We start from the raw sequence: 23,991 nt of genomic DNA, 5'->3' as shown, positions 1-23,991 counted from the left end.
CGTAAATTTAAGTCCTGCAATTATAAACTTCAGCTAATATGATTAATAGCTCCATGGCAACCGGTATTAAATTCAATACACCTTACATTTTGGGCATTTCCTTTGTTTCGGCACTTGGCGGATACCTTTTTGGTTTTGATTTTGCCGTGATTGCCGGCGCACTTCCCTTTTTGCGGACAGCTTTTCATTTGTCACCGGCGTGGGAGGGGTTTTTAACCGGGACATTGGCGTTAGGCTGTATCGCAGGATGTTTATTGGCTGGTAATATAGCCGATCGTTATGGACGAAAGCCTGGATTGATCATTTCGGCGGCAATTTTTGCGATTTCCTCTTTAGGGATGGCGTTTTCTCCGCATTTGCCGGAGTTTTTAATCATGCGCTTTTCGGCGGGGATAGGGGTCGGAATGGCTTCGATGCTAAGTCCACTTTATATTGCGGAAGTTTCGCCGGCCAATGTGCGTGGACGGAATGTAGCCATCAATCAATTAACTATTGTGCTCGGGATCTTAATCACTAACCTGGTGAATTATATGCTGGCTGGCAACGGTACCGCTACCTGGCGTTGGATGTTTGGCCTTGGGTTTATACCATCGTCCCTTTTTTTATTTGGTGTTTTGTTCCTGCCTGAAAGTCCGCGTTGGTTGTTAAAAGCGGGGCATACCCAAAAGGCCACGGCCATCCTTACAAAGATCGGGTCACCTGAATTTGTAAACCAATCACTGCTTGAGATCGGAAAAATGGTAAAACAGGGCGAAACAGGTTCGTATAGCGCTGTTTTCGCCAAAGCTGTGCGGCCTGCCGTCGTGGTGGGCATTACATTGGCCGTTTTTCAACAGTTCTGTGGTATCAATGTGGTTTTTAATTACACCTCTACAATTTTCAAATCCGTCGGGGCTAACCTTGATAAGCAATTGCTGGAGACTGTTGCCATCGGCATAGTCAATACGCTTTTTACTTTACTGGCGATGTGGCAGGTAGATAAATTAGGGCGGCGCCCGTTAATGCTGATAGGTTCGCTGGGTTTGTCGGTAGTATACGTGGTTTTAGCATTTTTGCTTATGCAACAATCAGGCATTATTGCCATCTCGGTTTTTGTATTGCTCGCAATTGGATTATACGCAACTTCACTGGCGCCGGTAACCTGGGTAATTATTTCTGAAATTTTTCCTAATAATATTCGGGGAACAGCGTCGTCTGTTGCTGTTGTCAGCCTTTGGATCGCCTATTTTATCCTTGTGTTTACTTTCCCCATACTAGCCGAATATTTAGGCACCTATGGGCCATTCTATTTATATGCAGCCATCTGCCTTGCTGGTTTTTTCTTCATAAAATTCAAAGTAAAAGAAACAAAAGGCCGGACACTGGAGGAATTAGAGCAGAATTTGATCCGGCATTGATCGCATGGAAAAGCAAATAAAACGGCAAACCATTTCGATTTGCCGCTTTATTTGTTTGAGGGATAAATTAATAAAGACAGTTTTTTTTGTCTGTAAAAATTGAAAATGTTGATTTATGGTATAATTATGGATGAAAAGTAGCGCATTACTTAACAACAAAATTGTTGAATGATTGAAGTACAATTAAGCTCCCCTTATTTTTTTGAATAAATGTTATTCAGCTTAGCCGGCTTTTCGCCAAAATGGAGACGCTGCACCGGGGTTGTTTTTTATCTTAACTGTGTAGGTAGTCCAAATTGGTTTTTAGTCTTAATTCTGCCGTTTTTAAGCTAAATTTTTAATAATCAATAATAAATATGAAAAAAAACTATTGAGTTAGCAATGTTTTTTGCCAACTTGCACCCCCGTTTGTTTCTATTACTATTAAATTAAAATATATAAAGATGAGTACCACTCCGACGACCCTGTTTGATAAAGTATGGGATGCGCACGTAGTCAAAAAAATTGAAGATGGACCGGATGTTTTTTATATCGACAGGCATTTTATTCACGAAGTAACAAGCCCGGTAGCATTCCTGGGTTTAAAAAACAGGGGTGTACCCGTATTATTCCCCGAAAAAACTTTTGCAACTGCCGACCATAATACGCCAACTATTAACCAACATTTACCTGTACAGGATCCGCTTTCGGCCAACCAGTTAAAAGCGTTGGAAGATAATTCGGCCAAATACGGTATTTCACACTGGGGGCTTAACAACCCTAAAAACGGTATTGTACACGTTGTCGGTCCCGAAAACGGTATTACACAGCCTGGCATGACCATCGTATGTGGCGATTCGCACACCTCGACCCATGGTGCTTTTGGCGCTATAGCATTTGGCATCGGTACTTCCGAAGTTGAAATGGTGCTTTCTTCGCAATGCATCATGCAGCCGAAGCCAAAAAAGATGCGGATTTTGATTGATGGTAAATTGGGTAAAGGCGTTACGCCAAAAGATGTCGCTTTATTTATCATTTCGCAAATCACCGCCAGCGGCGCAACCGGCTATTTTGTTGAATATGCAGGCGAAGTTTTTGAACAAATGAGCATGGAAGGCAGAATGACCGTTTGTAACCTTTCCATCGAAATGGGTGCACGCGGTGGCATGATAGCTCCTGATGAAACCACTTTTGCCTACCTGAACGGTAAGGAAAAAGCGCCCAAAGGCGCCGCATGGGAAACCGCTTTGGCATACTGGAAAACATTAAAAACAGATGCTGATGCAACTTTTGATAAAGAATTGCATTACCATGCTGCTGATATAGAACCGCAGATTACCTACGGAACCAACCCTGGCTTGGGCACTGCTATAACCAAAAATATCCCAACCGCTGCTGATTTAAATGAAGGTGAATCTTCTTACAAAAAATCATTGGCTTATATGGGCTTTGCCGAGGGCGAGCAGATCATTGGAAAAAAGGTGGACTATGTATTCCTTGGCAGCTGTACCAATGGGCGCATTGAAGATTTCAGGGCATTCTCGTCTATTGTTAAAGGCAGAAAGAAAGCCGATAATATCACCGCGTGGCTGGTTCCCGGATCGCATATTGTTGAAAGCCAGATCAAAGAAGAAGGGATCCTGGATATTCTTACTGAAGCAGGCTTTCAATTACGTCAGCCCGGCTGCTCTGCTTGCCTGGCAATGAATGATGACAAAGTTCCAGCTGGTAAATACGCGGTAAGCACCAGCAACCGTAACTTTGAAGGCCGACAGGGCCCCGGAAGCCGGACATTGCTGGCAAGCCCTTACGTTGCTGCTGCTGCTGCCGTTACCGGTGTGGTTACTGACCCAAGAGAGTTTTTATAAAAATTGAAGATCATATTTTACAAAGCATAGTATTAAAAATGGCTTACGATAAGTTTACAGTATTAAGAAGTACTGCGGTGCCTTTGCCGATTGAGAATGTGGATACCGACCAGATCATTCCGGCCCGATTTCTGAAAGCTACAGAGCGCAAAGATTTTGGCGATAATTTATTCAGGGATTGGCGCTATAATCCAGATAATACACCTAAAAAGGATTTTATTTTGAATGATGGCACCTACTCAGGTAAAATACTGGTAGGGGGTAAAAATTTCGGCAGCGGCAGCAGCCGCGAACATGCGGCATGGGCCATTTACGATTATGGCTTCCGTTGCGTGGTATCAAGTTTTTTTGCGGATATTTTTAAAAACAATTCCCTCAATATCGGGATCCTTCCGGTACAGGTTAGCCCTGAATTTCTGGACAAGATCTTTACCGCTGTACTGGCCGACCCAAAAACAGAATTGGAAATAGACCTGCCTGCGCAAACTATTGCTATTGCGGGCACCGATGAAAAAGAGTCCTTTGCGATTAATGGCTACAAAAAGCACAATATGCTGAATGGTTTTGATGATATTGATTATCTGCAGGCGATGAAGGGCGAAATAGCAGCTTTTTCTGAAAAAAGTTTCTATTAGGATTTATAAATACAGATCTCATTTTTTTGACGCAAATGCAGCCTTTTATTGAAATAATGGATACCACCCTGCGCGATGGTGAACAAACCAGCGGTGTATCCTTTTCCTCTTCCGAAAAATTAACCATAGCGCAGCTTTTATTAACCGAAGTTAAAGTCGACCGCATCGAGGTGGCTTCAGCAAGGGTTTCTAAAGGGGAATTTAAAGCGGTAAAAGGCATTACCGATTGGGCCAGGGCCAACGGTTTTATTGATAAAATAGAGGTGCTTACCTTTACCGATGGCAAAACTTCCATCGACTGGATGATTGAAACGGGTGCAAAGGTGATGAACCTGCTTACCAAAGGTTCGTTAAACCACTTAACTTATCAGCTCAAAAAAACGCCTGAGCAGCATTTTAAGGATGTAGCCGAATCCATAGCCTATGCTGTTGATAAGGATATCGCAGTAAATGTTTACCTGGAAGACTGGAGCAATGGTATGCGCAGTTCGCAGGAATATGTATACGAATACCTTGATTTTTTATCAACCCAGCCGGTAAAAAGAATCTTGCTGCCTGATACTTTGGGTATTTTGATCCCGTCGGAAACACGGGATTATTTAAGGCCAATCATTCAGCGATATCCGGATATTCATTTTGATTTTCATGCACATAACGATTACGACCTCAGTATCGCCAACGTTTTGGAAGCGATATACGCCGGTGTAAAGGGCTTGCATTTAACCATTAATGGCATGGGCGAACGGGCGGGCAATGCCCCGCTGGCCAGCGCTATAGCCGTTATAAACGACTATGTAAAAGAGGTTAAAACCAATGTGGATGAAAAGGAGCTGTATAAGGTTAGCAAGCTGGTTGAAACGTTCTCGGGTTTCCGGGTGCCTGTAAATAAACCGGTGGTAGGGGAGAACGTGTTTACTCAAACCGCAGGTATCCATGCCGATGGTGACAAAAAGAATAACTTATATTTTAATAAACTGATGCCGGAGCGCTTTGGGCGCGAGCGCAAATATGCTTTAGGCAAAACCAGCGGCAAGGCCAATATTGAAAATAACCTGCAGCAGTTGGGGATCATTTTATCGCAGGAAGACCTGAAGAAGGTTACTGACAGGATCATCGACCTGGGTGATAAAAAGGAAGTAGTTACACAATCGGACCTGCCTTATATCATTTCCGACATACTGGACAGCAGCGCTATTGAAGAAAAGATCAATGTGCAGAATTACGTATTAACACATTCAAAAGATCTTCGGCCTTCTGTTACCCTTAAAATAAGTATCGAAGGAGAGTTGTTCGAAGAGCATGCACAGGGCGACGGGCAGTATGACGCTTTTATGAATGCTCTAAAAATGATCTACTGCAAAAAAGGCCGCGAACTGCCTGTTTTAACTGATTATGCCGTACGGATCCCGCCGGGTGGTAAATCAGATGCCTTATGCGAAACCATCATCACCTGGGACTATAAGGGCCATGAATTTAAAACAAGGGGTCTGGATAGCGACCAAACAGTTTCGGCTATCAAGGCCACCCAAAAAATGCTTAACCAGATATAGACAGGCTTTTATCAATCAGGCCTGTTTTATTGTTGTTATTATGGCTTAATCTGATTGAAATATGAAAGCAGAAGTTGTACTTACACATCAATGCCTGTTGGGTGAAGGCCCGGTTTGGGATTCAAATCGTGGCGTTATTTGCTGGGTTGATATTTTAAGCGGCGAAATTCACGAATACTCACCGGAGTCAAAAATACATAAAACTATTCCCGTAAATCAAATGATCGGTGCGGCCGTAATTTGCCGTGACGGTAATTTTTTGGCAGCATTGAAAAACGGGTTTGGGTTGGTGAACCGGGAAAACGGCGAAGTGAATATGCTGGCAGATCCTGAAAGTCATATACCCGGTAACAGGTTTAATGACGGTAAATGCGGCCCCGATGGCAGATTTTGGGCTGGGAACCATGTCGCATACCGACGAGCCGGAGAAAGGTAGTTTTTATGTTTTGGATACCAATCACTCGGTAACAAAAAAGATGAGCAATGTCTCCATTTCAAACGGGATGGCCTGGAGCGCTGATCACAAAATATTTTATTACATCGATACGCCAACCTTTACAGTAGTGGCTTATGATTTTGATAAAAAAACAGCAGAAATAAGCAATAAAAGGATTATTATCAATATTCCAAAGGAAGATGGCTCGCCGGATGGTATGACCATTGACAGCGGGGGGATGCTATGGATAGCGCACTGGGACGGCTGGCAAATAACCCGCTGGAACCCGGATACAGGAAAAAAGCTGCTGAGTATCCCGCTTCCCGCGGCCAGGATAACCTCCTGCGCATTTGGCGGCGATAATTTGGAAGATCTTTACATCACCTCGGCCAAAATAGGCTTAAATAATGATCAGTTGGCGAGCCAGCCGCTGGCAGGCTCCCTGTTCGTTATAAAAAACATCGGATACAAGGGACTCCCGGCATTTCAATTCGGAAGTCAATAAAAGGGAAAATATCGAATAATGAACTTTGAATTTCGAAGTAAAACCTCAATATTCATAGTTCACTGTTGTCCGGTAAAAATACGAATAATTAAAAAATCAACTGTTAGGATAAATAGGGGGCATTATTGGGATGAGACTTGAAAGTAAGCCCCCCTTATTTTAGGTTTTAAAAAGAGCCAGTTGATTATTTCGTGTTTCAATTTGATAACCGATGAGCGCTTTTTCAGGATTTACCAGGAATTTGATCAAATCTATATAAGTGCCCAGGTGTTGTCTGATGAGGCCGGCGACATTGGCGAACGACCATTTGTTGTTTTTTTGTTTATCGGCTTTATCCTTAACTATTTTGACCAAAAGGTCGGCAATCAGTGTGCACCAAAGCTGGATTTTAATGGCATTTTGATTGTCACCCAGGAAATTACTCAATTGGAAGTTTTGCTTGATTCGCCTGAAAAGTATTTCTATCTGCCATCTTCTTTTGTAAATGCCTGCAATGGTTAAAGCGCCAACTCTTTATTATTAGTGAGAAACTCAAACTCTTTGCCCGTTTTTTCATCATAATAAGTAATGAGCCGTGCTGGCTGCAAGGGTACTTTTTTTGCTTTTTCCGGATTGCCTAATAAGATATACCGGTCCCTGCGAACACCGCTAGCAGCCATTTTTTCATCCACCGGCCGTTCTTCTACACACTCCCAGCGGGCTCTTTTATTCAACCTGGTTACCCATGTCACTCCCTGTTTGGTCCAGTTGGCCATAGGTAAATAACTGTTATAGCCTTTGTCCATGACCAGTATTGAACCTTTAGGCAGACTTAGTTTGGGCATAATCGTTTTGTCGTTGACTGCAGCTTCTGTAATATGCACAAAATGTGGCATGTCATCCTTAGCCCTGATCAGTATATGGGCTTTAACGCCACCCTTCTTTCTTCCGTTAGCATTCGCGTTGCCACAGGCCTTAAAAACATCGGAAAATAAGGTTATAGTCGTCGAATCCACGATGAATATGTTATCCCGGATACGCCCCTTAGGCAGGCTGTCCGGTAAAACCCCGAAATGATGTCGGAATAACTTATGATACATGTCCTGAAAAAAATCTGCTGTACGCCGCTCATTGGCATCGGCAAGCGTACTCCTGCGCGGAGTATGCTTCATCCCCAGGTGATGAAGCCGGTGGGCGTTTGCCTGCATCCCCGTTATAAGCTCTCTAAGCGATGTACAATGATGAAAACAGCAGAAAAGCATCGTAACCAAATGATCAAATGCTTTAAATTTCTTACAATAATGGTCGGCATTGTGCTTTTTTGCCAGCGTAGTAACGGTTGATCGCGAAATGTTGGAAAGTAATTGATTGAACACCGGCTGTCCGGTAAAAAATGTACTTTTGCTCATCGTCTAATTTTTGAGTGTGGTAATTCAAAATTAAACTATGCAGGGGCTTACGCCCCTGTTTTTTTATTTTTACCGGACAACAGTGATTCATAGTTCATTATTCGGCGTTCGATATTCAATTTCCCCCTTTAGGGGGCCAGGGGGCTAAACGTTAAACCTGAAATGCATAATGTCTCCATCCTGCACGACATAGGTTTTTCCTTCAACGCCCAGTTTACCGGCTTCTTTGATGGCAGCATCTGATCCGTTGTATTTTACAAAGTCTTCATATTTGATCACTTCGGCGCGGATGAAGCCTTTTTCAAAATCGGTATGGATAACACCCGCTGCTTGTGGTGCAGTAAACCCCTGCGTAATGGTCCAGGCCCTTACTTCCTGAACACCGGCAGTAAAATAAGTGGCCAGGTTAAGCAGTTTATAAGCAGCTTTGATGAGTTTGTTTACGCCTGATTCGGCAAGGCCAAGGTCTTCCAAAAACATCTGGCGTTCCTCGTATGTATCCATTTGTGCAATTTCCGATTCAATTTGTGCCGAAATGATCAGCACTTCCGCATTTTCTTCCTTCACGGCAGCTTTAACCCTGTCTACATAAGCATTGCCGGTATTTACAGAAGCCTCGTCAACATTACAAACGTACATCACCGGTTTTGCGGTAAGCAGCCAGATATCGGCAATATATTCTGTATCTTCTTCTGCAACCGGGGCAGTACGCGCAGACTTGCCTGCCAGCAAGTGGTTTTTGTAAACAGTTAAAACATCAAAAGTCTTTTTCGCTTCTTTGTCACCGCCGGTTTTGGCCATCTTCTCCACCTTCTGGATCTTTTTTTCGATCGAATCGAGATCTTTTAGTTGCAGTTCTGTATCAATGATCTCTTTGTCGCGGATAGGGTCGACAGATCCATCCACATGGATCACGTTATCATTATCAAAACAACGCAGCACATGTATAATGGCATTGGTTGACCGGATATTTGCTAAAAACTGGTTGCCCAGTCCTTCGCCCTTGCTGGCGCCTTTCACCAACCCTGCTATGTCAACAATTTCAATTACGTTGGGAACCGTGTTTTTGGGTTTTACTATTTCAACCAGTTTGTTCAGTCGTTCGTCCGGAACGGTGATCACTCCTACATTTGGCTCGATAGTACAAAACGGAAAATTCGCCGCCTGTGCTTTGGCGTTCGATAAGCAATTAAAAAGTGTTGATTTGCCCACATTCGGCAAACCTACTATACCACATTGTAAACCCATATTGGTTGATTAAGTTGATTTTGTGAGCGGTTGATTAAGTTAGTAGAAGAATAGTCAATTAAATATAACAACTCAATCAACTTATTCAACCCAATCAACCATTCTTCAATTTTGCGCAAAGATAAAATAAAAAATGGCCTGTAAATTGAAAATTTAAAGCTCAGCACGCAGGGGCATAACATTCAACAAAAAAGCCTGCTTATGGCAGGCTTTCACTTAGTAATTAGTTTAGATTGTTTGGTTCATATTTCAAAAGAAAAATCATCATCGGTAGTCGCAGTTGTATTCGCTACTTCCGGTGCTTCATTAAATTCGTAGCGTTTTTCAACTACGTCCTGGTTTGCCTTGATGTAATCAATGGTGCCCATTAAGCCTTCCGCAAACTTTTCAAAATCCTCCTTGTATAAAAAAATCTTGTGTTTAATAAAAACACCATCTTCCAAACGCTTTTTACTTTCAGTAATAGTAACGTAATAATCGTTTGATCTGGTGGCCTTTACGTCAAAAAAATAAGTTCTCTTCCCGGCTCTTACCTTCTTTGAAAAAACCTCTTCACGCTCTCTGTTGTCAAATTCTCCCATATAAAATTGCTCTAACTAGTTTTTGGTTGGCATAAATATAAATAAATTTTCAAAGTACAAGTATCAAATCGAATATTATTGAGCTTTTTAGGCCTTTTATTTTTATTTCGAACGGTTTTTCATACGTTTTCCTCTTCCTCAAGCAATTGCTTTTCGTATAATTCAAAATATATGCCTTTTTTGTCCATTAAATATTGATGGTGCCCCTGTTCAATAATCTCACCTTTATCCATCACCAATATTTTATCTGCATTTTTTATGGTGGAAATACGGTGTGCAATAATAATGCTTGTTTTGCCCTGCATATTCCGGCCCAGGTTGTTAAGGATCTCTTCTTCGGTACGGGTGTCTACTGCCGAAAGGCAATCGTCAAAAATAAGGATCTGCGGCTGTTTTGCAATTGCCCTTGCAATGGACACCCGCTGCTTTTGGCCACCGGACAGTGTAATGCCGCGTTCGCCTATCAGTGTATCAAATCCTTTTTCAAGTTCCATAATATTACTGTAAACAGCAGCATCCCTGGCCGCCTGTTCAACGCGCGCCATATCCAGCACATCAGCGCTGAAAGCAATATTGTGGGCAATAGTATCCGAAAAAAGAAAAACGTCTTGCGGCACAACGCCAATTTGCGAGCGGTAACCTTCCAGGTTAAGTGATGTTATTGGGTGACCATCAACCAACACCTCGCCGCCGGTGCAATCATACATCCGCAGGATCAAATTGGCAATGGTTGATTTCCCGGAACCCGTGCGCCCGATAATGGCAACCATCTCGCCGGGGTTTACTGTAAAGGAAAGATTTTTTAATGCTTTAATGCCGGTATCAGGGTAAGTGAACGAAACATTGCTGAATTCTATTTTGCCCTTGATGTTTTGTTTTACAACGTTAGGGGAGATGATCTCGGATTTTTCCTGCAAAAACTCGTTGATCCTTTTTTGCGATGCCGCCGCCCGCTGGATAAGCGAGGTAACCCAGCCCAATGATATAACAGGGAAAGTAAGCAGGTTAAGGTAAACGATAAACTCGGCAATATTGCCCGAAGTAATGTTACCCTTCATTACCTCGATGCCGCCGATGTATACGGTAATAATATTGCTTAAGCCAACCAACATCAGCATAAGGGGGTAAAACAGCGCCTGTACCTTTACCAGTTCCATCGAGTGGGTTTTGTAGTTTTCGCTCTCGGCAGCAAAGCTTTTGCGCACAAATGTTTCCCTCACGTAGGATTTAATGATCCTTATTCCCGAAAAGTTTTCCTGCACAAAACTTGAAAGGCCCGATAGCCGCTCCTGTATTTTCTCGCTCCGGTAGTGGATGATATTATTCACATAATAGATCAGCACGGCCAGGATGGGCAATGGCAGAACAGAGAATACAGCAAGCCTTACATTAACAGTAAGCATTGCATAGATAACCATTATAAATAGCACTACTGTGTTGATGGTGTACATAATGCCGGGGCCAAGGTACATACGTACCCGGCTTACGTCTTCGGTTACCCTGTTCATTAGGTCACCGGTATTATGACGACGGTAAAAGGCCAGCGATAATTCCTGGTAGTGATGATAGATCTCGTTTTTAAGATCGTACTCAATATGGCGCGACATCACGATAATAGTTTGCCGCATAAAAAACAAAAACAGGCCGCGCAATAAAGCCAGTACCAAAACCAGGATCCCGAATAACAATAAACTAGAACCAAAGATCTGGTAGATCATATCCTGCCGGTGAAAACCCGAAAATAGCTGGTAGGTGTTAATGTTTTCGGTCACCAGGTCAAACGCTATCCGGATAACCTGTGCCGGCAATACCCCGAAAATATTGGAAATAATAACGAAAATTACGCCCGGTATCAGCCGCCAGATATATTTGTAAAAGAATTTATTTAAGTAAGCGAGGTCTTTCATGTTTTTAGTCCGAAAGTCCAAAACCTGCCTGCCAGCAGGCAGGGACCGGAAGTCCGAAAGATCAAAAGTACAAAGAAGTAGTAAAGTCAGCAAGCTGAAATGCGGAGGTTTAATTAGGATAAAGTCATTTTATTTGTATGAATCTGTAACGGGGAACAGTAGATTTTTATAGTTGAAACGTTTTTTTTATCTTTGATAAAAACATTATATGCCAGTTGCACTCAATAATACACAATTGGAAATCCTCAAATTGTTCAGGAATGATCAGTCCGAGGAAGAACTACAGGAAATTAAGTCATTACTTATCGCCTATCTTGCTGATAAAGTAACCATGGAGGCCGATAAAGCATTTGACGAGAAAGGTTACTCTGATTCCATTTTTGAAAAATGGAAAAAGGAACATTTTCGGAAAATAGCTTAAACCATGACCGTTGTAATTGACTGTAATATCTTCGTGATGTGTTTGACCTCCCGCTCACCATATCATGAAATTTATAAATCTTTAATATCAGGTAAATTCCATCTTGCAGTAAGCGTTGATATTATACTCGAATACGAAGAGATAATACAAGATAAATATGGCGTTGTTACAGCTCATACACTAATAACGCTATTAACAGAATTAGCAAACGTGCACTATACTTATCCTCATTATCAATGGCAGTTAATCAGCGCCGACGCTGACGATAATAAATACTGTGATTGTGCTATAGCCGGAAAGGCTGATTACATTATTACAGAAGATAAACATTTTGATGTTTTACAAAAAATCCCTTTTCCATCCCTTACAGCTATCACGATAGACAGATTTTTGGAAATCATCCGAACTATATAAGAGGCTCTAATTAAACTTTATCATTATCAATAACCTGAAACCGTTTTTTCTTTGAACATTTTTATCCTTCCATAGTGCCGCCCTCGTCATAAAAAACAATTCTCTTTGTCGCTATAAAAAAAACACATACTTTTGTCGGATACCCGGAACAAACATATTTTTCATATTTGATGCCTGCATCTATATCCGAAGATTCAATATTTAGCCAGCTTGAGGCATACGGTCACAAAAAGATCGTTTATTGCAGCGACCCTGAAACAGGTCTGCGGGCGATTATAGCGATTCATGATACCACGCTTGGGCCTGCGCTTGGCGGAACACGTATGTGGGCATATAAAACTGAAAAGGACGCTTTGCAAGACGTTTTGAGGTTATCCAAAGCGATGACCTATAAATCATCCATTGCAGGGCTTAACCTGGGCGGTGGAAAAGCTGTCATCATTGGCGATTCTCATAAGGATAAATCTGAAGCATTGCTGCGTAAATTCGGGCGTTTTATAAAAAACCTGAACGGCGAATTTATAACCGCCGAAGATGTGGGCACCAACCCAAGGGATATGGAATATATCCGGATGGAAACACAGTATGTTACCGGCGTGCCAGAAACCATCGGCGGGAGCGGTGATCCTTCACCCATCACTGCTTTAGGCGTTTTTATGGGCATAAAAGCTTGTGTAAAGGAATATTACGGTAATGATAGTTTAACCGGCAAGTCAATTATAGTACAGGGTACGGGCCACGTCGGTGAAAAATTGATTAAACTGCTGCGGGACGAAAACGCGAAGGTTTATGCGAGTGATATAAATGAGGACGCGGTAGGGCAGATCGCAAAAAAATATGGCGCCCAGGCGGTATCCAACAATTCAATTTTTGATATTGATGCAGATATTTATGCGCCCTGTGCTTTAGGGGCTACGATAAATAGTGAAACAATAAAAAAATTAAAATGTAATATCATTGCCGGATCGGCAAACAACCAATTGCAGGATGAAACGGTGCATGGCCGGATGTTATTGGACAGAGGTGTTTTGTTTGCCCCTGATTATGTGATCAATGCCGGCGGAATAATAAATTGTTACTCAGAATTAATGGGTTTTAGCAAGAAGCGTACCATGCAGCTAACGGAAAATATATATGAAGCTACCCGGAATGTTTTAAAGCTTTCAAAAGCCGAAAACATTTCAACTACTGAAGCAGCAAATAAAATTGCTGAAAAAAGAATTGCAGATATCAAAAAAGTTAAATCAACCTATTAATTAATAATACCTGTGCCCATGATTGGGCCGGGCTAAATCGTTCTTACAACATGTTAAATCGCAGACACCTCAGGGTAAAAGTTTTACAATCATTATATGCCTATAGCCAGTCGCATAGCGGAGATTTAAAACAACACGAAAAAAACCTATTACAAAGCATTGATAAGGTATATGAAATGTATATCTGGATGCTGTCATTAATTTCTGAAGTCACAGCCTATGCATCAACAGACGCTGAAGAAAGGGCAAATAAACACCTCCCTACAGCCGAAGACCTTAATGCAGATGTTAAAATATTAAGTAACAGGTTTATTCTTTCCCTCCAAAAAAATAAAGAGTTTTTAACAGCGTTAAAAAAGTATAAGATTGCCTGGGATTTTGAGCCTGAGTTAATTAAGTCGTTGTTTATTGTGCTGAAAAACTCCGAAGAATACAAAGAGTACCTGAAAAAAACAGGTGACACGCTGCATTCTGACAAAGACATCATCAAATTCATCTTCAAAAAAGTGATCTTAAAATCGTCATTAGCCGAGCAGGTTTTTGAGGATATGTTTATTTTTTGGCCGGTTGATAAAGATGTTTTACAGGCCTTAATTGCAAAAACCTTTAAAAACTTTGCTTTTGACATTGATGAGCAAAATAAACTGGCCGAAGTTACCGGCGATTGGGAAGAAGACCGGGAGTTTATAGTAAACCTTTTTGAGGAAACTATCAGGCATAACGACGAATACCAGCTGTTGATCACTAATAAAACGCAAAACTGGGAGCCCGACAGGATAGCCATGATAGATACTTTGCTGATGAAAATGGCGCTGGCAGAATTTATGAATTTTTCGTCGATACCGGTAAAAGTTACTATAAATGAGTACCTGGAGATCTCGAAGGAGTTTAGTACACCGAAAAGTAATTCGTTTATTAACGGTATCTTAGACAAGATTTTATCCGAATTAAAAACTCAAAATAAAATAAATAAAATAGGCAGGGGATTAATTGAATAGCAACAATGAAGAATCTTTTTTTTAGCTTAATGTCGGCCGTAATATTGTTTTCGGCCTGTAATCACGTCGAAAAATCATCGGCCAGTACTACCGGCAATGCAGGGAATGCCCCTGTGATGAAGTTTGAAAAGCAAACACATGATTTTGGCAAGATCAAGGTGGCGGATATTGTTACCTACGATTTTAAATTCACCAATACCGGGAGTTCGCCATTGATCATAACGGATGGTTATGCTTCGTGCGGATGCACCAAGCCCACCTGGCCCAGCGCCCCCATCAAACCGGGAGAAAGCGGTACCATTCACGTTAGGTTTGACAGTAAGGGTAAAATGGGTCTCCAGGATAAAATGATCACGATAACAGCCAACACAGTTCCCGCGCAAAACGTGGTGCATTTAATTGGCGAAGTACTTGTAAATTAAAAATAATATAAAAAAATGATAGCTACTATTTTATTACAGGCCGCAGGCGGTTTTGGAACACAACAAATAATTGTTTTTGGATTGATCGCACTGGTGTTTTATTTCTTTATGATCCGGCCTCAGGTAAAAAAATCAAAAGACCAGAAGAAATTTGTAACTGAATTGAAAAAGGGCGATAAGGTGGTAACCACTGCGGGAATCCATGGCCGGATACTGGAAATTAACGATACCACTTTTTTGATAGAAATTGATAACGGAAAGATTCGCTTTGATAAATCTGCGATATCTTTGGAGGCATCGAGAGCATTAAATGCACCGCCGGTTGTTACTAAATCCTGATTTAGGTTAAAGGAGAAAGGTGAAAGGCAAAAGGTTTGAACGCTGTTAACCTTTCACCTTTCACCTTTTACTTTTTACCCTAAAAAATGGCAATAATAAAATTATCTGTAACAGAGCGAAGAAGATTATCGGCATTTTTTACATGCCTGGTATTGGCTTTTGCTGCATGGATAATAACTGTTTTGTCAAACCCCAAGCCTTACGTGGTAAAAGAGGTGCTGGAATTCAGGAATACCCCTCAAAAACGCGCATTCAGGCCGCTGCAGTCCGATACGGTTAATGTTACCATCAATGGCACAGGTTGGGATATGCTGTTTTCAAAAATGAACTCCGCCTATAAAGCCATTACCATTGACCTTCACACACTGGAGAGTAAAAGCTATGTGGTGTTAAGCTCGCAGAAAGACCAGATCAACAGTAAAAGGGAAAGTGACCAGCAAATAATCGCTTTTAATCCTGATACGCTTTATTTTGATTTTTCTAACAGGAAGGAGAAAAGGGTACCGGTGCATTTGATAAGTGCGGTAAGATACCAGCGCCAGTTTTTTCAATCAGGGCCGGTCACCCTTAACCCGGCTTATGTGATCATCAACGGCCCGGCGAGTGTTATCGATAAAATAACATCATGGAATACGGATACTTTAAAGTTGGACAGCATTGATGAAAGTGTTGTTACCCGTATAAACATGCAACCGGTTAAAGAAGGGAATTTGAGCTTATACCCCAAAAACATACAAGCCAGTATCCCTGTTGATGAATTCACCGAAAAGGTTTTGGAGATACCCGTTAGGGTTTTAAACGGCCGGAATATAGGCGAGGTGAAGATATTTCCTCAAAAAGTTAAGGTAACTTTTACAACTTCATTAAGCAGGTACGCAGAAGTTGACGAGGATTTTTTTGAAGCGACAGCGGACCTTGATCTCTGGAAAAAAAACGGCTATAAGACATTACCTGTAGTGTTTTCAAAGATCCCGGATTACTGCCATATCATAAAGATCGAACCACGGAATATTGATTTTATCGTCAAGGAATAATGCTCAAAATCGGCATAACAGGCAACATCGGCAGCGGAAAGACCACAGTAAGCAAAATTTTTGAAATTTTGGGCATTCCCGTTTTTTATGCAGATGATGCGGCCAAAAGAGTAATGGTGGCCGATCAGCAACTGATAACTGAAATTAAGGCGGCTTTTGGTAATGAGTCCTATTTTAGCGATGGAACTTTAAACCGTAAACATATTGCAGCTATTGTTTTTAATAATGACAAGCAGTTGGCCAGGTTAAATGCTATTGTTCACCCCGCAACTTTCAGGGCTTTTGATGCATGGGTTAAAACAATTAGCAATGTGCCTTATGTTTTGAAGGAAGCAGCCCTATTATTTGAAAGTGCATCGTTTAAAATGTGCGACTATAATATCATGGTACAGGCTCCATTTGAAAGCAGGGTAGAACGTGTGATAAAAAGGGACGGGCTTACCCGCGAAGAAATTAAAAAACGCGAAAGCTACCAGTTCTCCGAAGAAGAGAAATCCGGATTAGCCGACTTTGTAATAAAGAACGACGGTAGCGAGTTAGTAATACCCCAGGTTTTGGCGTTGCATGAAAAAATTTGTTCATTGGTTCATTAGTTCAATGGTTCATTGGTTTTACGTATTGGCTGGCTCCTCTGTTAATTTGAAACTCCCTTTAATCACCCTGATAAATAAACAATGTCCACTAATGAACTAATGAACTAATGAACCAATGAACATAAGGGAAGATTTTGTTTATTTCGATACAAACGGCCTTTACTGCAAATACGGTGATTTTTATATCGATCCGATTTTGCCGGTAAAAAATGCTGTTATTTCGCATGCCCATGCCGATCATGCTAAAAGCAATAATCATATGGTGTACTGCACGGCGGCTACTTATGGTTTTATGCAGCTACGTTATGGTAAAAATGCCGCTGTTAAAAGCCATATCATTGCTTATGACCAGTCATTCTTTGTCGGCAATGTCAAAATTACGCTGGTGCCGGCAGGGCATATGCTTGGCTCGGCACAGGTTTTAATGGAGTATGAAGGGGTTAAATATTTATATACCGGCGATTACAAACTACAGCCCGATAATACCTGCGAGCCGCTTGAATGGGTAAAAACCGATGTTTTAATCACTGAAAGCACCTTTGCAAACCCTGAAATAACACACCCCGATCCTGTTAGCGAAATAAAAAAACTTAATGAGATCAAAATAAATATCCTTTTGGGGGCCTATGGGCTTGGCAAAAGCCAGCGGCTGATCAGCATGATCAATCAATATGCGCCTCAAAAAAAGATATTGGTACACTATAAGATTGCACCCATTAATGCGATTTATGAGAAAATGGGCTTTCCGCCGGGTAAATGTGAGCATTACAGCCGAAAACTGATGAAGAACCAGGAAGAATTTGTATATATAGTACCACCCTTTACCTTTGATGCCTATATACGTGCCACAGGTGTAAAACGTTTATTTGCCTCAGGTTGGAAAAACCTGCAGGCAAATGAGCAGGATACCTTATTTATTTCGGATCATGTGGATTGGAATGACATCCTTTTAACAATTAAACAAACCGATCCGCAACAAATATGGACCTTACACGGTAACGGCCAATATTTAAAAAAGCAATTCGGAAATGATATTTTTGTGAAACTATTATAGCAATGCTGGTTGAAAATGTTGATTTTTATATAAACGCCGATGGTAACTTTGTTTTTACACGCGAATACCATTTAAAGCGCGGATATTGCTGCAAAAACAAATGCCTGCACTGTCCGTGGGATTATGGAAAAACAGTGCAATCTAAAAATGTTAAAAATAAATAAAGATATTTGCAGTATAGGGGCTATATGTTATGAAGATAGACGACGAAATACAAAGCAACAAATTTGAAGATAACTACCATAAACTGGTTATCAATATAGCCTATACAGAAGGCTGGTTGAGCAATTTATTTCGCTGTAAATTCGAAAAGCATAACCTTACACAACAGCAATTTAATATATTGAGGATTCTTCGCGGGCAATACCCAAACCCCGCTACCATAAATTTATTAAAGGAGCGCATGATTGATAAGATGTCGGATGCATCGCGTATTGTTGATCGGCTGGTTCAAAAAGGCTTTGTATCGCGCTGTACCAATAATAAGGATCGCCGTGCAGTTGATATACGTATAAGCGATACCGGGCTCGAAATCTTGAATACGATGGACGAAGAATTCAAAGCGAAGGATTACCTGCAAAAAAACCTTACCGAAGAAGAAGCTACCCATTTAAGCGATTTGCTGGATAAATTAAGAGGATGATGGTGATTTACGAATTTAGAATTACGAATTACGACTTTTTATTTCGGGTGATAGAATTATAACAGGTTGAAATCTGGCTGCAATTTCTTAAACAACATTGCAAAAAGCCATCCCACGAACGCTCCATAAATAGCCCCGCAAAAAACATCTATAGGGAAGTGCACGCCCACGTACACCTGGGCAAACGATATTAAGCCAGCCCATAAAATTCCCCAAAACCAAATCCATCGCCATTTTTTACAAAACAACAAGATAATAAAAAATGCCATTGCGAAATGGTCTGTGGCATGGGTAGAAGGGAAGCTGAGGCCCGTGCCACAAGGTACCCGCAAGATATCGGTTTTTGATACAATCGGATCCTGGCAGGGGCGAAGCCGGTGCACAAGCGGCTTAACTATGCGGGCGCTGGTAAAGTCGGCAAATCCTGCCGACAGCGCCATTAAGACGACAATGATAAGACCGGTTTTTTTATACTTCCATATACAAAATGCAATAATGAAAATATAAAGCGGTATCCAGGTTGGAGGATTGCGCAGCCATGGCATTATCCAATCGAAAAAAGGGTTTGCCAGGTCGTGGTTAATGAAATAAAATAAATGCCGGTCAAGCTGCAAAAGAAAATCAGGCATTGTTTTTTTAATATTTTTTAAACAATCAGCTATGCTGGTGTCAAAACGTTGTAAGTAACAGAAAAAAAGAAAATATACATTAAACAGCGCCAAATATAAATAATAAATAGCGGCCTAAAACAATGCAACTTATATGTTGCTTCGGTTAAATATTTTTATTTTTGCGGTATAAAACATTTACGCTTTGACATTAATTAAATCAATCTCGGGCATTAGGGGTACCATCGGTGGTACAGTGGGTGAAGGCTTAACCCCGTTGGATATTGTGAAATTTACTTCGGCTTATGGCACCTGGGCTATAAACAAAACAGGTATAAAAAAAATTGTTCTTGGCCGCGATGCCCGCATTTCGGGCGACATGGTAAACAACCTGGTGATAGGCACTTTACAGGGTTTAGGAATAGATGTTATTGACCTTGGCCTTTCAACCACACCAACCGTTGAAATAGCTGTACCGGCAGAAAAAGCTGCAGGCGGCATTATTTTAACTGCCAGCCATAATCCAAAACAATGGAACGCGCTTAAGCTTTTGAATGCTGATGGCGAATTTATAAATGATGCGGAAGGCAAAGCGGTACTTGAAATTGCCGAAAACAGTGATTTTAAATACGCTGAAGTAAACGACCTTGGAAAGGTTTATACTGATAAAAATTATCTTAAAGAGCATATCGATCAGATCCTTGCTTTGCCGCTGGTTGATGTTGAAGCCATTGCAAAAGCTGACTTTAAAATTGTTATTGATTGCGTTAACTCAACCGGTGGGATATTTGTTCCGGCTTTATTAAAGGCTTTGGGTGTTAAAACCGTTTATGAACTGTTTTGCGAACCTGATGGTATTTTTCCGCATAACCCGGAGCCTTTGCCCGAAAACCTTACCGCGCTATCAAAAGAGGTGCTGCAAAAGAGGGCCGATCTGGGTATAGCGGTCGACCCAGACGTTGACCGCCTTTGTTTTGTTTGCGAGGATGGCAATATGTTTGGCGAGGAATATACGCTGGTTGCCGTTGCTGATTACGTATTAAAGCATACCCCTGGCAATACGGTATCCAACTTGTCATCCACCCGCGCGTTGCGCGATGTTACCGAAAAAGCGGGTTGTGAATACCATGCTGCAGCGGTAGGCGAAGTGAATGTGGTTACTAAAATGAAGGAAGTGAATGCCATTATTGGCGGCGAAGGTAATGGGGGAGTGATCTATCCTGAATTACATTATGGCCGGGACGCGCTTGTTGGTATTGCCTTATTTCTTACCCACCTGGCAAAGTTTGGCAGATCTGTTTCAAATTTAAGAAGCACCTACCCGGGATATTTCATTTCCAAAAACAAGATCACCCTCACACCTGACATGGATATTGATGCCCTGCTGCTAAAAGTGGAAGACAAATACAAAAAACAACCATACAGCACTATTGACGGCTTGAAAATAGAATTTGATAAAGAATGGGTACATTTGCGGAGGTCAAATACAGAGCCTATTATCCGGATCTACTCTGAAGGTAATTCAGAAACAGTGGCGAATAACTTAGCTAATAAGATTATAGCCGATATAAAAGAGATATTAAATTAGTCGGAAAGTCCGGAAGTCAGTAAAGTCCGAAAGTAAAAAGAACGGGCGAATAAAGGCTATAAGATCTACCCACTAATAACTAAGATATGTAAAATCATCTTCCGGACTTTCGGGCTTTCCGACTTTCGGACTAAAAACTACAAAATGCGTGTTTATTTAGATAATGCCGCTACCACACCGCTTGATGCCGAAGTATTGAAGCAAATGTATGCGGTAATGGAAAATACTTATGGTAACCCGTCTTCGATACACGGTCATGGCCGGGAGGCAAGGACTTTGATTGAAAGGTCGCGTAAGACCATCGCTAACCTGTTACATTGTTCTCCGGCTGAAATATTTTTTACCAGCGGCGGCACCGAGGCGGATAATACCGCGATACGCTGTGGTATTATCGACAAACAAATTAAGCACGCTATTACCAGCCGTTTGGAACACCATGCAGTTATCCATACGCTGGAAGCTATGCAAAAAAATGGAATTATTAAGCTAAGTTTTGTTGATACCGACAGCAGGGGCAATATTGACCTGCAGCAACTGGAAACATTACTCCAGGATAATGAGCGTAGTTTTGTGTCCTTGATGCACGCCAATAATGAAATAGGTACGCTGACTGATATAGCCCGCGTAGGGGATATTTGTGAGCAATATAACGCAGTTTTCCATTGCGACACGGTACAGACCATGGGCCACTATGCCCACGACCTGAGCAAGCTAAAGCTGCATTTTATGGTATGTGCTGCCCATAAGCTGCATGGCCCTAAAGGTGTAGGGTTTTTGCATGTGAACCATAAGATTAAGATAAAACCAATGATTTACGGCGGCTCGCAGGAACGTAACATGCGTGGCGGGACCGAGAACCTTTACGGCATTGTAGGCCTGGCTAAGGCGCTTGAAATAGCGTACGCTGAAATGGGACAGCACCAGGACCATATCCAGGGCTTAAAAACCTATATGATCAACCAGTTGACCGAAAATGTGCCGGGCATCAGCTTTAACGGCGAAACTGACCCTGCTAAAAGTTTATATACCGTGCTGAATGTTTCCTTCCCCGAAATGGAAATGGCCGATATGCTACTATTTAACCTTGATATTGCCGGAATTTCGGCATCAGGGGGCAGTGCCTGTAGTTCAGGTACAGACATTGGGTCGCATGTTCTTGGCGCTATTGGGGCAAACCCGTCCAGGCCCTCGGTAAGGTTTTCTTTTTCGAAATACAACACCAAAGAGGAAATTGATTTTACCGTCGCCAAATTACGCGAACTTTGTTTGGTAAATGCATAGTTGATTAAAGATACTTTACTACCATTTTTTTGTATAAATTAAAAATAGGCATGAATTTTGTTGTTTGATTAATTATAAATTAATAAAACAATGGAATCAAGTAATAAAAATTCGCGGAAAAACAAGGAACGTAAAGGAAATGATATTCCTCAAGAAAATCCCGGCGAAAGACAGTCGCACCAGGAAGGTTCTGGCTACCCTCATCAAACTGAGTTACAGGAGCAACAGGGCGGTAACGATGCCTCCTACAGTGAGCAAATAGACGTTACTCCGCCACGTCCACATGAATTTCCATCATACGGCAATGCAAAAACTGATTTTGTAAGCCGTAAACAGGGCCGCACTACGGGCCGAATGATTGGTCATGAGCCAGGTACCGAAGGGTAACCACAGGGTGTTAAATTTCAATTAAACAAACTTATGTTTTACGACAGAAAGGTGATCGCTACCGATGACCTTTCTGTCGATATTTATTTAAAAATACCCGATTATGAAAATATACGAAAATGAGTCAGTAAACAAGGGGCAGCCGGAAACTGAGCACACATCTGAAGAAGATGCAAGTAAAATCAACAAGACGGACGAAAACGGTGCATATGTGGCAACAGATGGACGTTCAAAAAACTACAAAGGCGGTAAAAAAACCGTTAACGGACCCAATTATGATAAATTGAGCGAAGGCGCTGACGGAGACACCAGTTCGGTTGCCGGTGTTTTTAAGTAAATTAGAGATTGTTTAATTGGAGGTTAGAGATTAGTACGGAAGTCAGTAAAGTCTGGAAGTCCGAAAGACGCTGCAATTGAGGTCCCGACAAAAATAATCTAAGTTATATAGAGAGAAAAACAAGCGCTGAATGCTCTTTTGGCAGGGCCAAACTCTAATCTCTGATCACTAATTAACTAATCTCTAACTCACCATCATCTTCAAAAACGAAGATAGCCGTTCCTTCATTTCCCTGCGATCGACTATAAAGTCAAGGAAACCATGTTCCTGAACGAATTCAGCGGTTTGGAAACCTTTGGGTAAATCTTTCTTAATGGTTTCTTTAATAACCCTTGGGCCGGCAAAACCAATTAATGAACCGGGTTCAGCGATATTGATATCGCCCAGCATGGCATAAGAAGCAGTAACCCCACCGGTTGTAGGGTCAGTTAATAAAGAGATATAAGGAATCTTAGCCTGTGCCAGTAAAGCCAGTTTAGCCGAAGTTTTAGCCATTTGCATTAACGAAAAGGCCGCTTCCATCATCCTGGCGCCGCCAGATTTGGAAATCATTAAAAAGGGCACTCTGTGCTCAATACTGTAATCAATACAACGCGCAATTTTTTCGCCAACAACGGATCCCATTGAACCGCCTATGAAGTTAAAATCCATGCAGGCAATAACCAATGGCTGACCGCCCATCGTTCCGTGTGCGGAGCGGATAGCATCTTTCAAGCCGGTTTTTTTCATGGTTTCCACCAGGCGTTCGGTGTATTTTTTAGTGTCTTCAAAATGGAGCGGATCGCCCGATATCAGGTTTGCATCCAGTTCAGTAAACTCGTTATTGTCAAACAATATCGAGAAGTACTCCTTGGAGCCGATGCGCATATGATAGCCGCAATAGTGGCATACATATTGATTTTCAACCTGCTCAGAATAGTGAAGAGGTTTTTTACATTCGGGGCATTTATTCCAGATTCCGTCAGGGGTTTCTTTCTTTTCCTCAGTGGTCGTAATTATCCCTTTGATTTCACGTTTAAACCAAGCCATATCAATGTCTAACTCTTTCAATTGGATACAAAGAAACGAAATATTTTAGATATGAGGTTATTTTTAGTCCGAAAGTGGGGAAAGATCAGTAGG

The 23,991-nt window shown here is 41.5% G+C and carries 28 protein-coding genes; 21 read left to right on the top strand and 7 right to left on the bottom strand.

What is annotated here, in order from left to right:
• Positions 1–38 precede the first annotated feature (38 nt).
• The 6 genes from MgSA37_RS16930 (at position 39) to MgSA37_RS29150 (ending at position 6,370) form a co-directional block, all read left to right on the top strand.
• The gene (locus MgSA37_RS16930) at positions 39–1,397 is read left to right on the top strand and encodes a sugar porter family MFS transporter (protein WP_232010669.1); all 1,359 of its coding nucleotides are present in this window, start codon (positions 39–41) and stop codon (positions 1,395–1,397) included.
• A 443-nt stretch (positions 1,398–1,840) separates the two neighbouring features.
• Positions 1,841–3,244 carry a 3-isopropylmalate dehydratase large subunit gene (gene leuC, locus MgSA37_RS16925; RefSeq protein ID WP_096353564.1) on the top strand — a complete coding sequence of 468 codons (1,404 nt, stop codon included), beginning with the start codon at positions 1,841–1,843 and terminating at the stop codon, positions 3,242–3,244.
• Between the two features lie 38 nt (positions 3,245–3,282).
• Positions 3,283–3,879: a 3-isopropylmalate dehydratase small subunit gene (gene leuD / locus MgSA37_RS16920; protein WP_096353562.1), complete on the top strand. Its 597-nt coding sequence runs from the start codon at positions 3,283–3,285 to the stop codon at positions 3,877–3,879.
• A 35-nt stretch (positions 3,880–3,914) separates the two neighbouring features.
• Complete coding sequence (locus MgSA37_RS16915) at positions 3,915–5,429, top strand: alpha-isopropylmalate synthase regulatory domain-containing protein (RefSeq protein WP_096353560.1); 1,515 nt, start codon at positions 3,915–3,917, stop codon at positions 5,427–5,429.
• 61 nt (positions 5,430–5,490) lie between these two features.
• Positions 5,491–5,865: an SMP-30/gluconolactonase/LRE family protein gene (locus tag MgSA37_RS29155; RefSeq protein WP_232010668.1), complete on the top strand. Its 375-nt coding sequence runs from the start codon at positions 5,491–5,493 to the stop codon at positions 5,863–5,865.
• The gene (locus tag MgSA37_RS29150) at positions 5,810–6,370 is read left to right on the top strand and encodes an SMP-30/gluconolactonase/LRE family protein (RefSeq protein WP_232010667.1); all 561 of its coding nucleotides are present in this window, start codon (positions 5,810–5,812) and stop codon (positions 6,368–6,370) included. The genes MgSA37_RS29155 and MgSA37_RS29150 overlap by 56 nt, the downstream gene beginning before the upstream one ends.
• Positions 6,371–6,529: 159 nt before the next feature.
• On the opposite strand, the gene MgSA37_RS29770 is transcribed toward MgSA37_RS29150, so the two are convergent.
• From MgSA37_RS29770 to MgSA37_RS16880, 5 genes are all read right to left on the bottom strand, one after another.
• Entirely contained in the window at positions 6,530–6,814 is a 285-nt protein-coding gene (locus MgSA37_RS29770) for a hypothetical protein (protein WP_311732891.1), read from the bottom strand.
• Positions 6,815–6,867: 53 nt separating this feature from the next.
• Positions 6,868–7,758, bottom strand: coding sequence for an IS4 family transposase (locus MgSA37_RS16900; protein ID WP_096353556.1), 891 nt, complete (start codon positions 7,756–7,758; stop codon positions 6,868–6,870).
• Between the two features lie 144 nt (positions 7,759–7,902).
• On the bottom strand, positions 7,903–9,006 hold the full coding sequence (ychF, locus tag MgSA37_RS16895) for a redox-regulated ATPase YchF (protein ID WP_096353555.1): 1,104 nt from the start codon (positions 9,004–9,006) through the stop codon (positions 7,903–7,905).
• Between the two features lie 242 nt (positions 9,007–9,248).
• Positions 9,249–9,587 (bottom strand): DUF3276 family protein, encoded by a 339-nt coding sequence (locus MgSA37_RS16885; protein WP_096353552.1) that lies wholly within the window; start codon positions 9,585–9,587, stop codon positions 9,249–9,251.
• Positions 9,588–9,706: 119 nt separating this feature from the next.
• On the bottom strand, positions 9,707–11,494 hold the full coding sequence (locus tag MgSA37_RS16880) for an ABC transporter ATP-binding protein (protein ID WP_096353550.1): 1,788 nt from the start codon (positions 11,492–11,494) through the stop codon (positions 9,707–9,709).
• Positions 11,495–11,702: 208 nt separating this feature from the next.
• Between MgSA37_RS16880 and MgSA37_RS16875 the strand changes: the two genes are divergently transcribed.
• The 11 genes from MgSA37_RS16875 to MgSA37_RS16830 all read left to right on the top strand — a co-directional run bounded on the left by MgSA37_RS16875 (position 11,703) and on the right by MgSA37_RS16830 (position 18,668).
• Positions 11,703–11,915: a hypothetical protein gene (locus MgSA37_RS16875; RefSeq protein ID WP_096353549.1), complete on the top strand. Its 213-nt coding sequence runs from the start codon at positions 11,703–11,705 to the stop codon at positions 11,913–11,915.
• 3 nt (positions 11,916–11,918) lie between these two features.
• Positions 11,919–12,329: a putative toxin-antitoxin system toxin component, PIN family gene (locus tag MgSA37_RS16870; protein WP_096353547.1), complete on the top strand. Its 411-nt coding sequence runs from the start codon at positions 11,919–11,921 to the stop codon at positions 12,327–12,329.
• Between the two features lie 170 nt (positions 12,330–12,499).
• Entirely contained in the window at positions 12,500–13,585 is a 1,086-nt protein-coding gene (locus tag MgSA37_RS16865; protein WP_096353546.1) for a Glu/Leu/Phe/Val family dehydrogenase, read from the top strand.
• 50 nt (positions 13,586–13,635) lie between these two features.
• Positions 13,636–14,583: a transcription antitermination factor NusB gene (gene nusB / locus MgSA37_RS16860; protein ID WP_096353544.1), complete on the top strand. Its 948-nt coding sequence runs from the start codon at positions 13,636–13,638 to the stop codon at positions 14,581–14,583.
• A gap of 5 nt (positions 14,584–14,588) precedes the next feature.
• Positions 14,589–15,005 (top strand): DUF1573 domain-containing protein, encoded by a 417-nt coding sequence (locus MgSA37_RS16855; RefSeq protein ID WP_096353543.1) that lies wholly within the window; start codon positions 14,589–14,591, stop codon positions 15,003–15,005.
• A 15-nt stretch (positions 15,006–15,020) separates the two neighbouring features.
• Positions 15,021–15,344 (top strand): preprotein translocase subunit YajC, encoded by a 324-nt coding sequence (yajC, locus tag MgSA37_RS16850; protein ID WP_096353541.1) that lies wholly within the window; start codon positions 15,021–15,023, stop codon positions 15,342–15,344.
• An 86-nt stretch (positions 15,345–15,430) separates the two neighbouring features.
• Complete coding sequence (locus MgSA37_RS16845) at positions 15,431–16,378, top strand: YbbR-like domain-containing protein (RefSeq protein WP_096353540.1); 948 nt, start codon at positions 15,431–15,433, stop codon at positions 16,376–16,378.
• Positions 16,378–16,971, top strand: coding sequence for a dephospho-CoA kinase (coaE, locus tag MgSA37_RS16840; protein ID WP_096353538.1), 594 nt, complete (start codon positions 16,378–16,380; stop codon positions 16,969–16,971). Before MgSA37_RS16845 ends, coaE begins: the two co-directional genes overlap by 1 nt.
• Positions 16,972–17,086: 115 nt before the next feature.
• The gene (locus tag MgSA37_RS16835; protein ID WP_096353536.1) at positions 17,087–18,025 is read left to right on the top strand and encodes an MBL fold metallo-hydrolase; all 939 of its coding nucleotides are present in this window, start codon (positions 17,087–17,089) and stop codon (positions 18,023–18,025) included.
• A 2-nt stretch (positions 18,026–18,027) separates the two neighbouring features.
• The gene (locus tag MgSA37_RS28595) at positions 18,028–18,189 is read left to right on the top strand and encodes a DUF5522 domain-containing protein (RefSeq protein ID WP_172885334.1); all 162 of its coding nucleotides are present in this window, start codon (positions 18,028–18,030) and stop codon (positions 18,187–18,189) included.
• Between the two features lie 29 nt (positions 18,190–18,218).
• Positions 18,219–18,668 (top strand): MarR family winged helix-turn-helix transcriptional regulator, encoded by a 450-nt coding sequence (locus MgSA37_RS16830; protein WP_096353535.1) that lies wholly within the window; start codon positions 18,219–18,221, stop codon positions 18,666–18,668.
• Positions 18,669–18,724: 56 nt separating this feature from the next.
• Here MgSA37_RS16830 and MgSA37_RS16825 read toward each other — a convergent pair whose 3' ends face one another.
• Positions 18,725–19,297 (bottom strand): phosphatase PAP2 family protein, encoded by a 573-nt coding sequence (locus MgSA37_RS16825; RefSeq protein ID WP_096357551.1) that lies wholly within the window; start codon positions 19,295–19,297, stop codon positions 18,725–18,727.
• A 184-nt stretch (positions 19,298–19,481) separates the two neighbouring features.
• Here MgSA37_RS16825 and glmM point away from each other — a divergent pair, with 184 nt between their 5' ends.
• The 4 genes from glmM to MgSA37_RS16805 all read left to right on the top strand — a co-directional run bounded on the left by glmM (position 19,482) and on the right by MgSA37_RS16805 (position 22,869).
• Positions 19,482–20,864, top strand: coding sequence for a phosphoglucosamine mutase (gene glmM, locus MgSA37_RS16820; RefSeq protein WP_096353533.1), 1,383 nt, complete (start codon positions 19,482–19,484; stop codon positions 20,862–20,864).
• A gap of 144 nt (positions 20,865–21,008) precedes the next feature.
• Positions 21,009–22,145 carry a cysteine desulfurase family protein gene (locus tag MgSA37_RS16815; protein ID WP_096353531.1) on the top strand — a complete coding sequence of 379 codons (1,137 nt, stop codon included), beginning with the start codon at positions 21,009–21,011 and terminating at the stop codon, positions 22,143–22,145.
• 90 nt (positions 22,146–22,235) lie between these two features.
• Positions 22,236–22,532 carry a hypothetical protein gene (locus MgSA37_RS16810; protein ID WP_096353530.1) on the top strand — a complete coding sequence of 99 codons (297 nt, stop codon included), beginning with the start codon at positions 22,236–22,238 and terminating at the stop codon, positions 22,530–22,532.
• Between the two features lie 103 nt (positions 22,533–22,635).
• On the top strand, positions 22,636–22,869 hold the full coding sequence (locus MgSA37_RS16805; RefSeq protein ID WP_096353528.1) for a hypothetical protein: 234 nt from the start codon (positions 22,636–22,638) through the stop codon (positions 22,867–22,869).
• Positions 22,870–23,052: 183 nt separating this feature from the next.
• Here MgSA37_RS16805 and accD read toward each other — a convergent pair whose 3' ends face one another.
• Positions 23,053–23,898: an acetyl-CoA carboxylase, carboxyltransferase subunit beta gene (gene accD, locus MgSA37_RS16800; RefSeq protein WP_096353527.1), complete on the bottom strand. Its 846-nt coding sequence runs from the start codon at positions 23,896–23,898 to the stop codon at positions 23,053–23,055.
• Positions 23,899–23,991 lie beyond the last annotated feature (93 nt).

Source organism: Mucilaginibacter gotjawali, from assembly GCF_002355435.1.
GTDB classification, from domain to species: domain Bacteria; phylum Bacteroidota; class Bacteroidia; order Sphingobacteriales; family Sphingobacteriaceae; genus Mucilaginibacter; species Mucilaginibacter gotjawali.
Note: the sequence above shows the minus strand (reverse complement) of the source record. Positions and strands in the feature narration are given on the sequence as shown.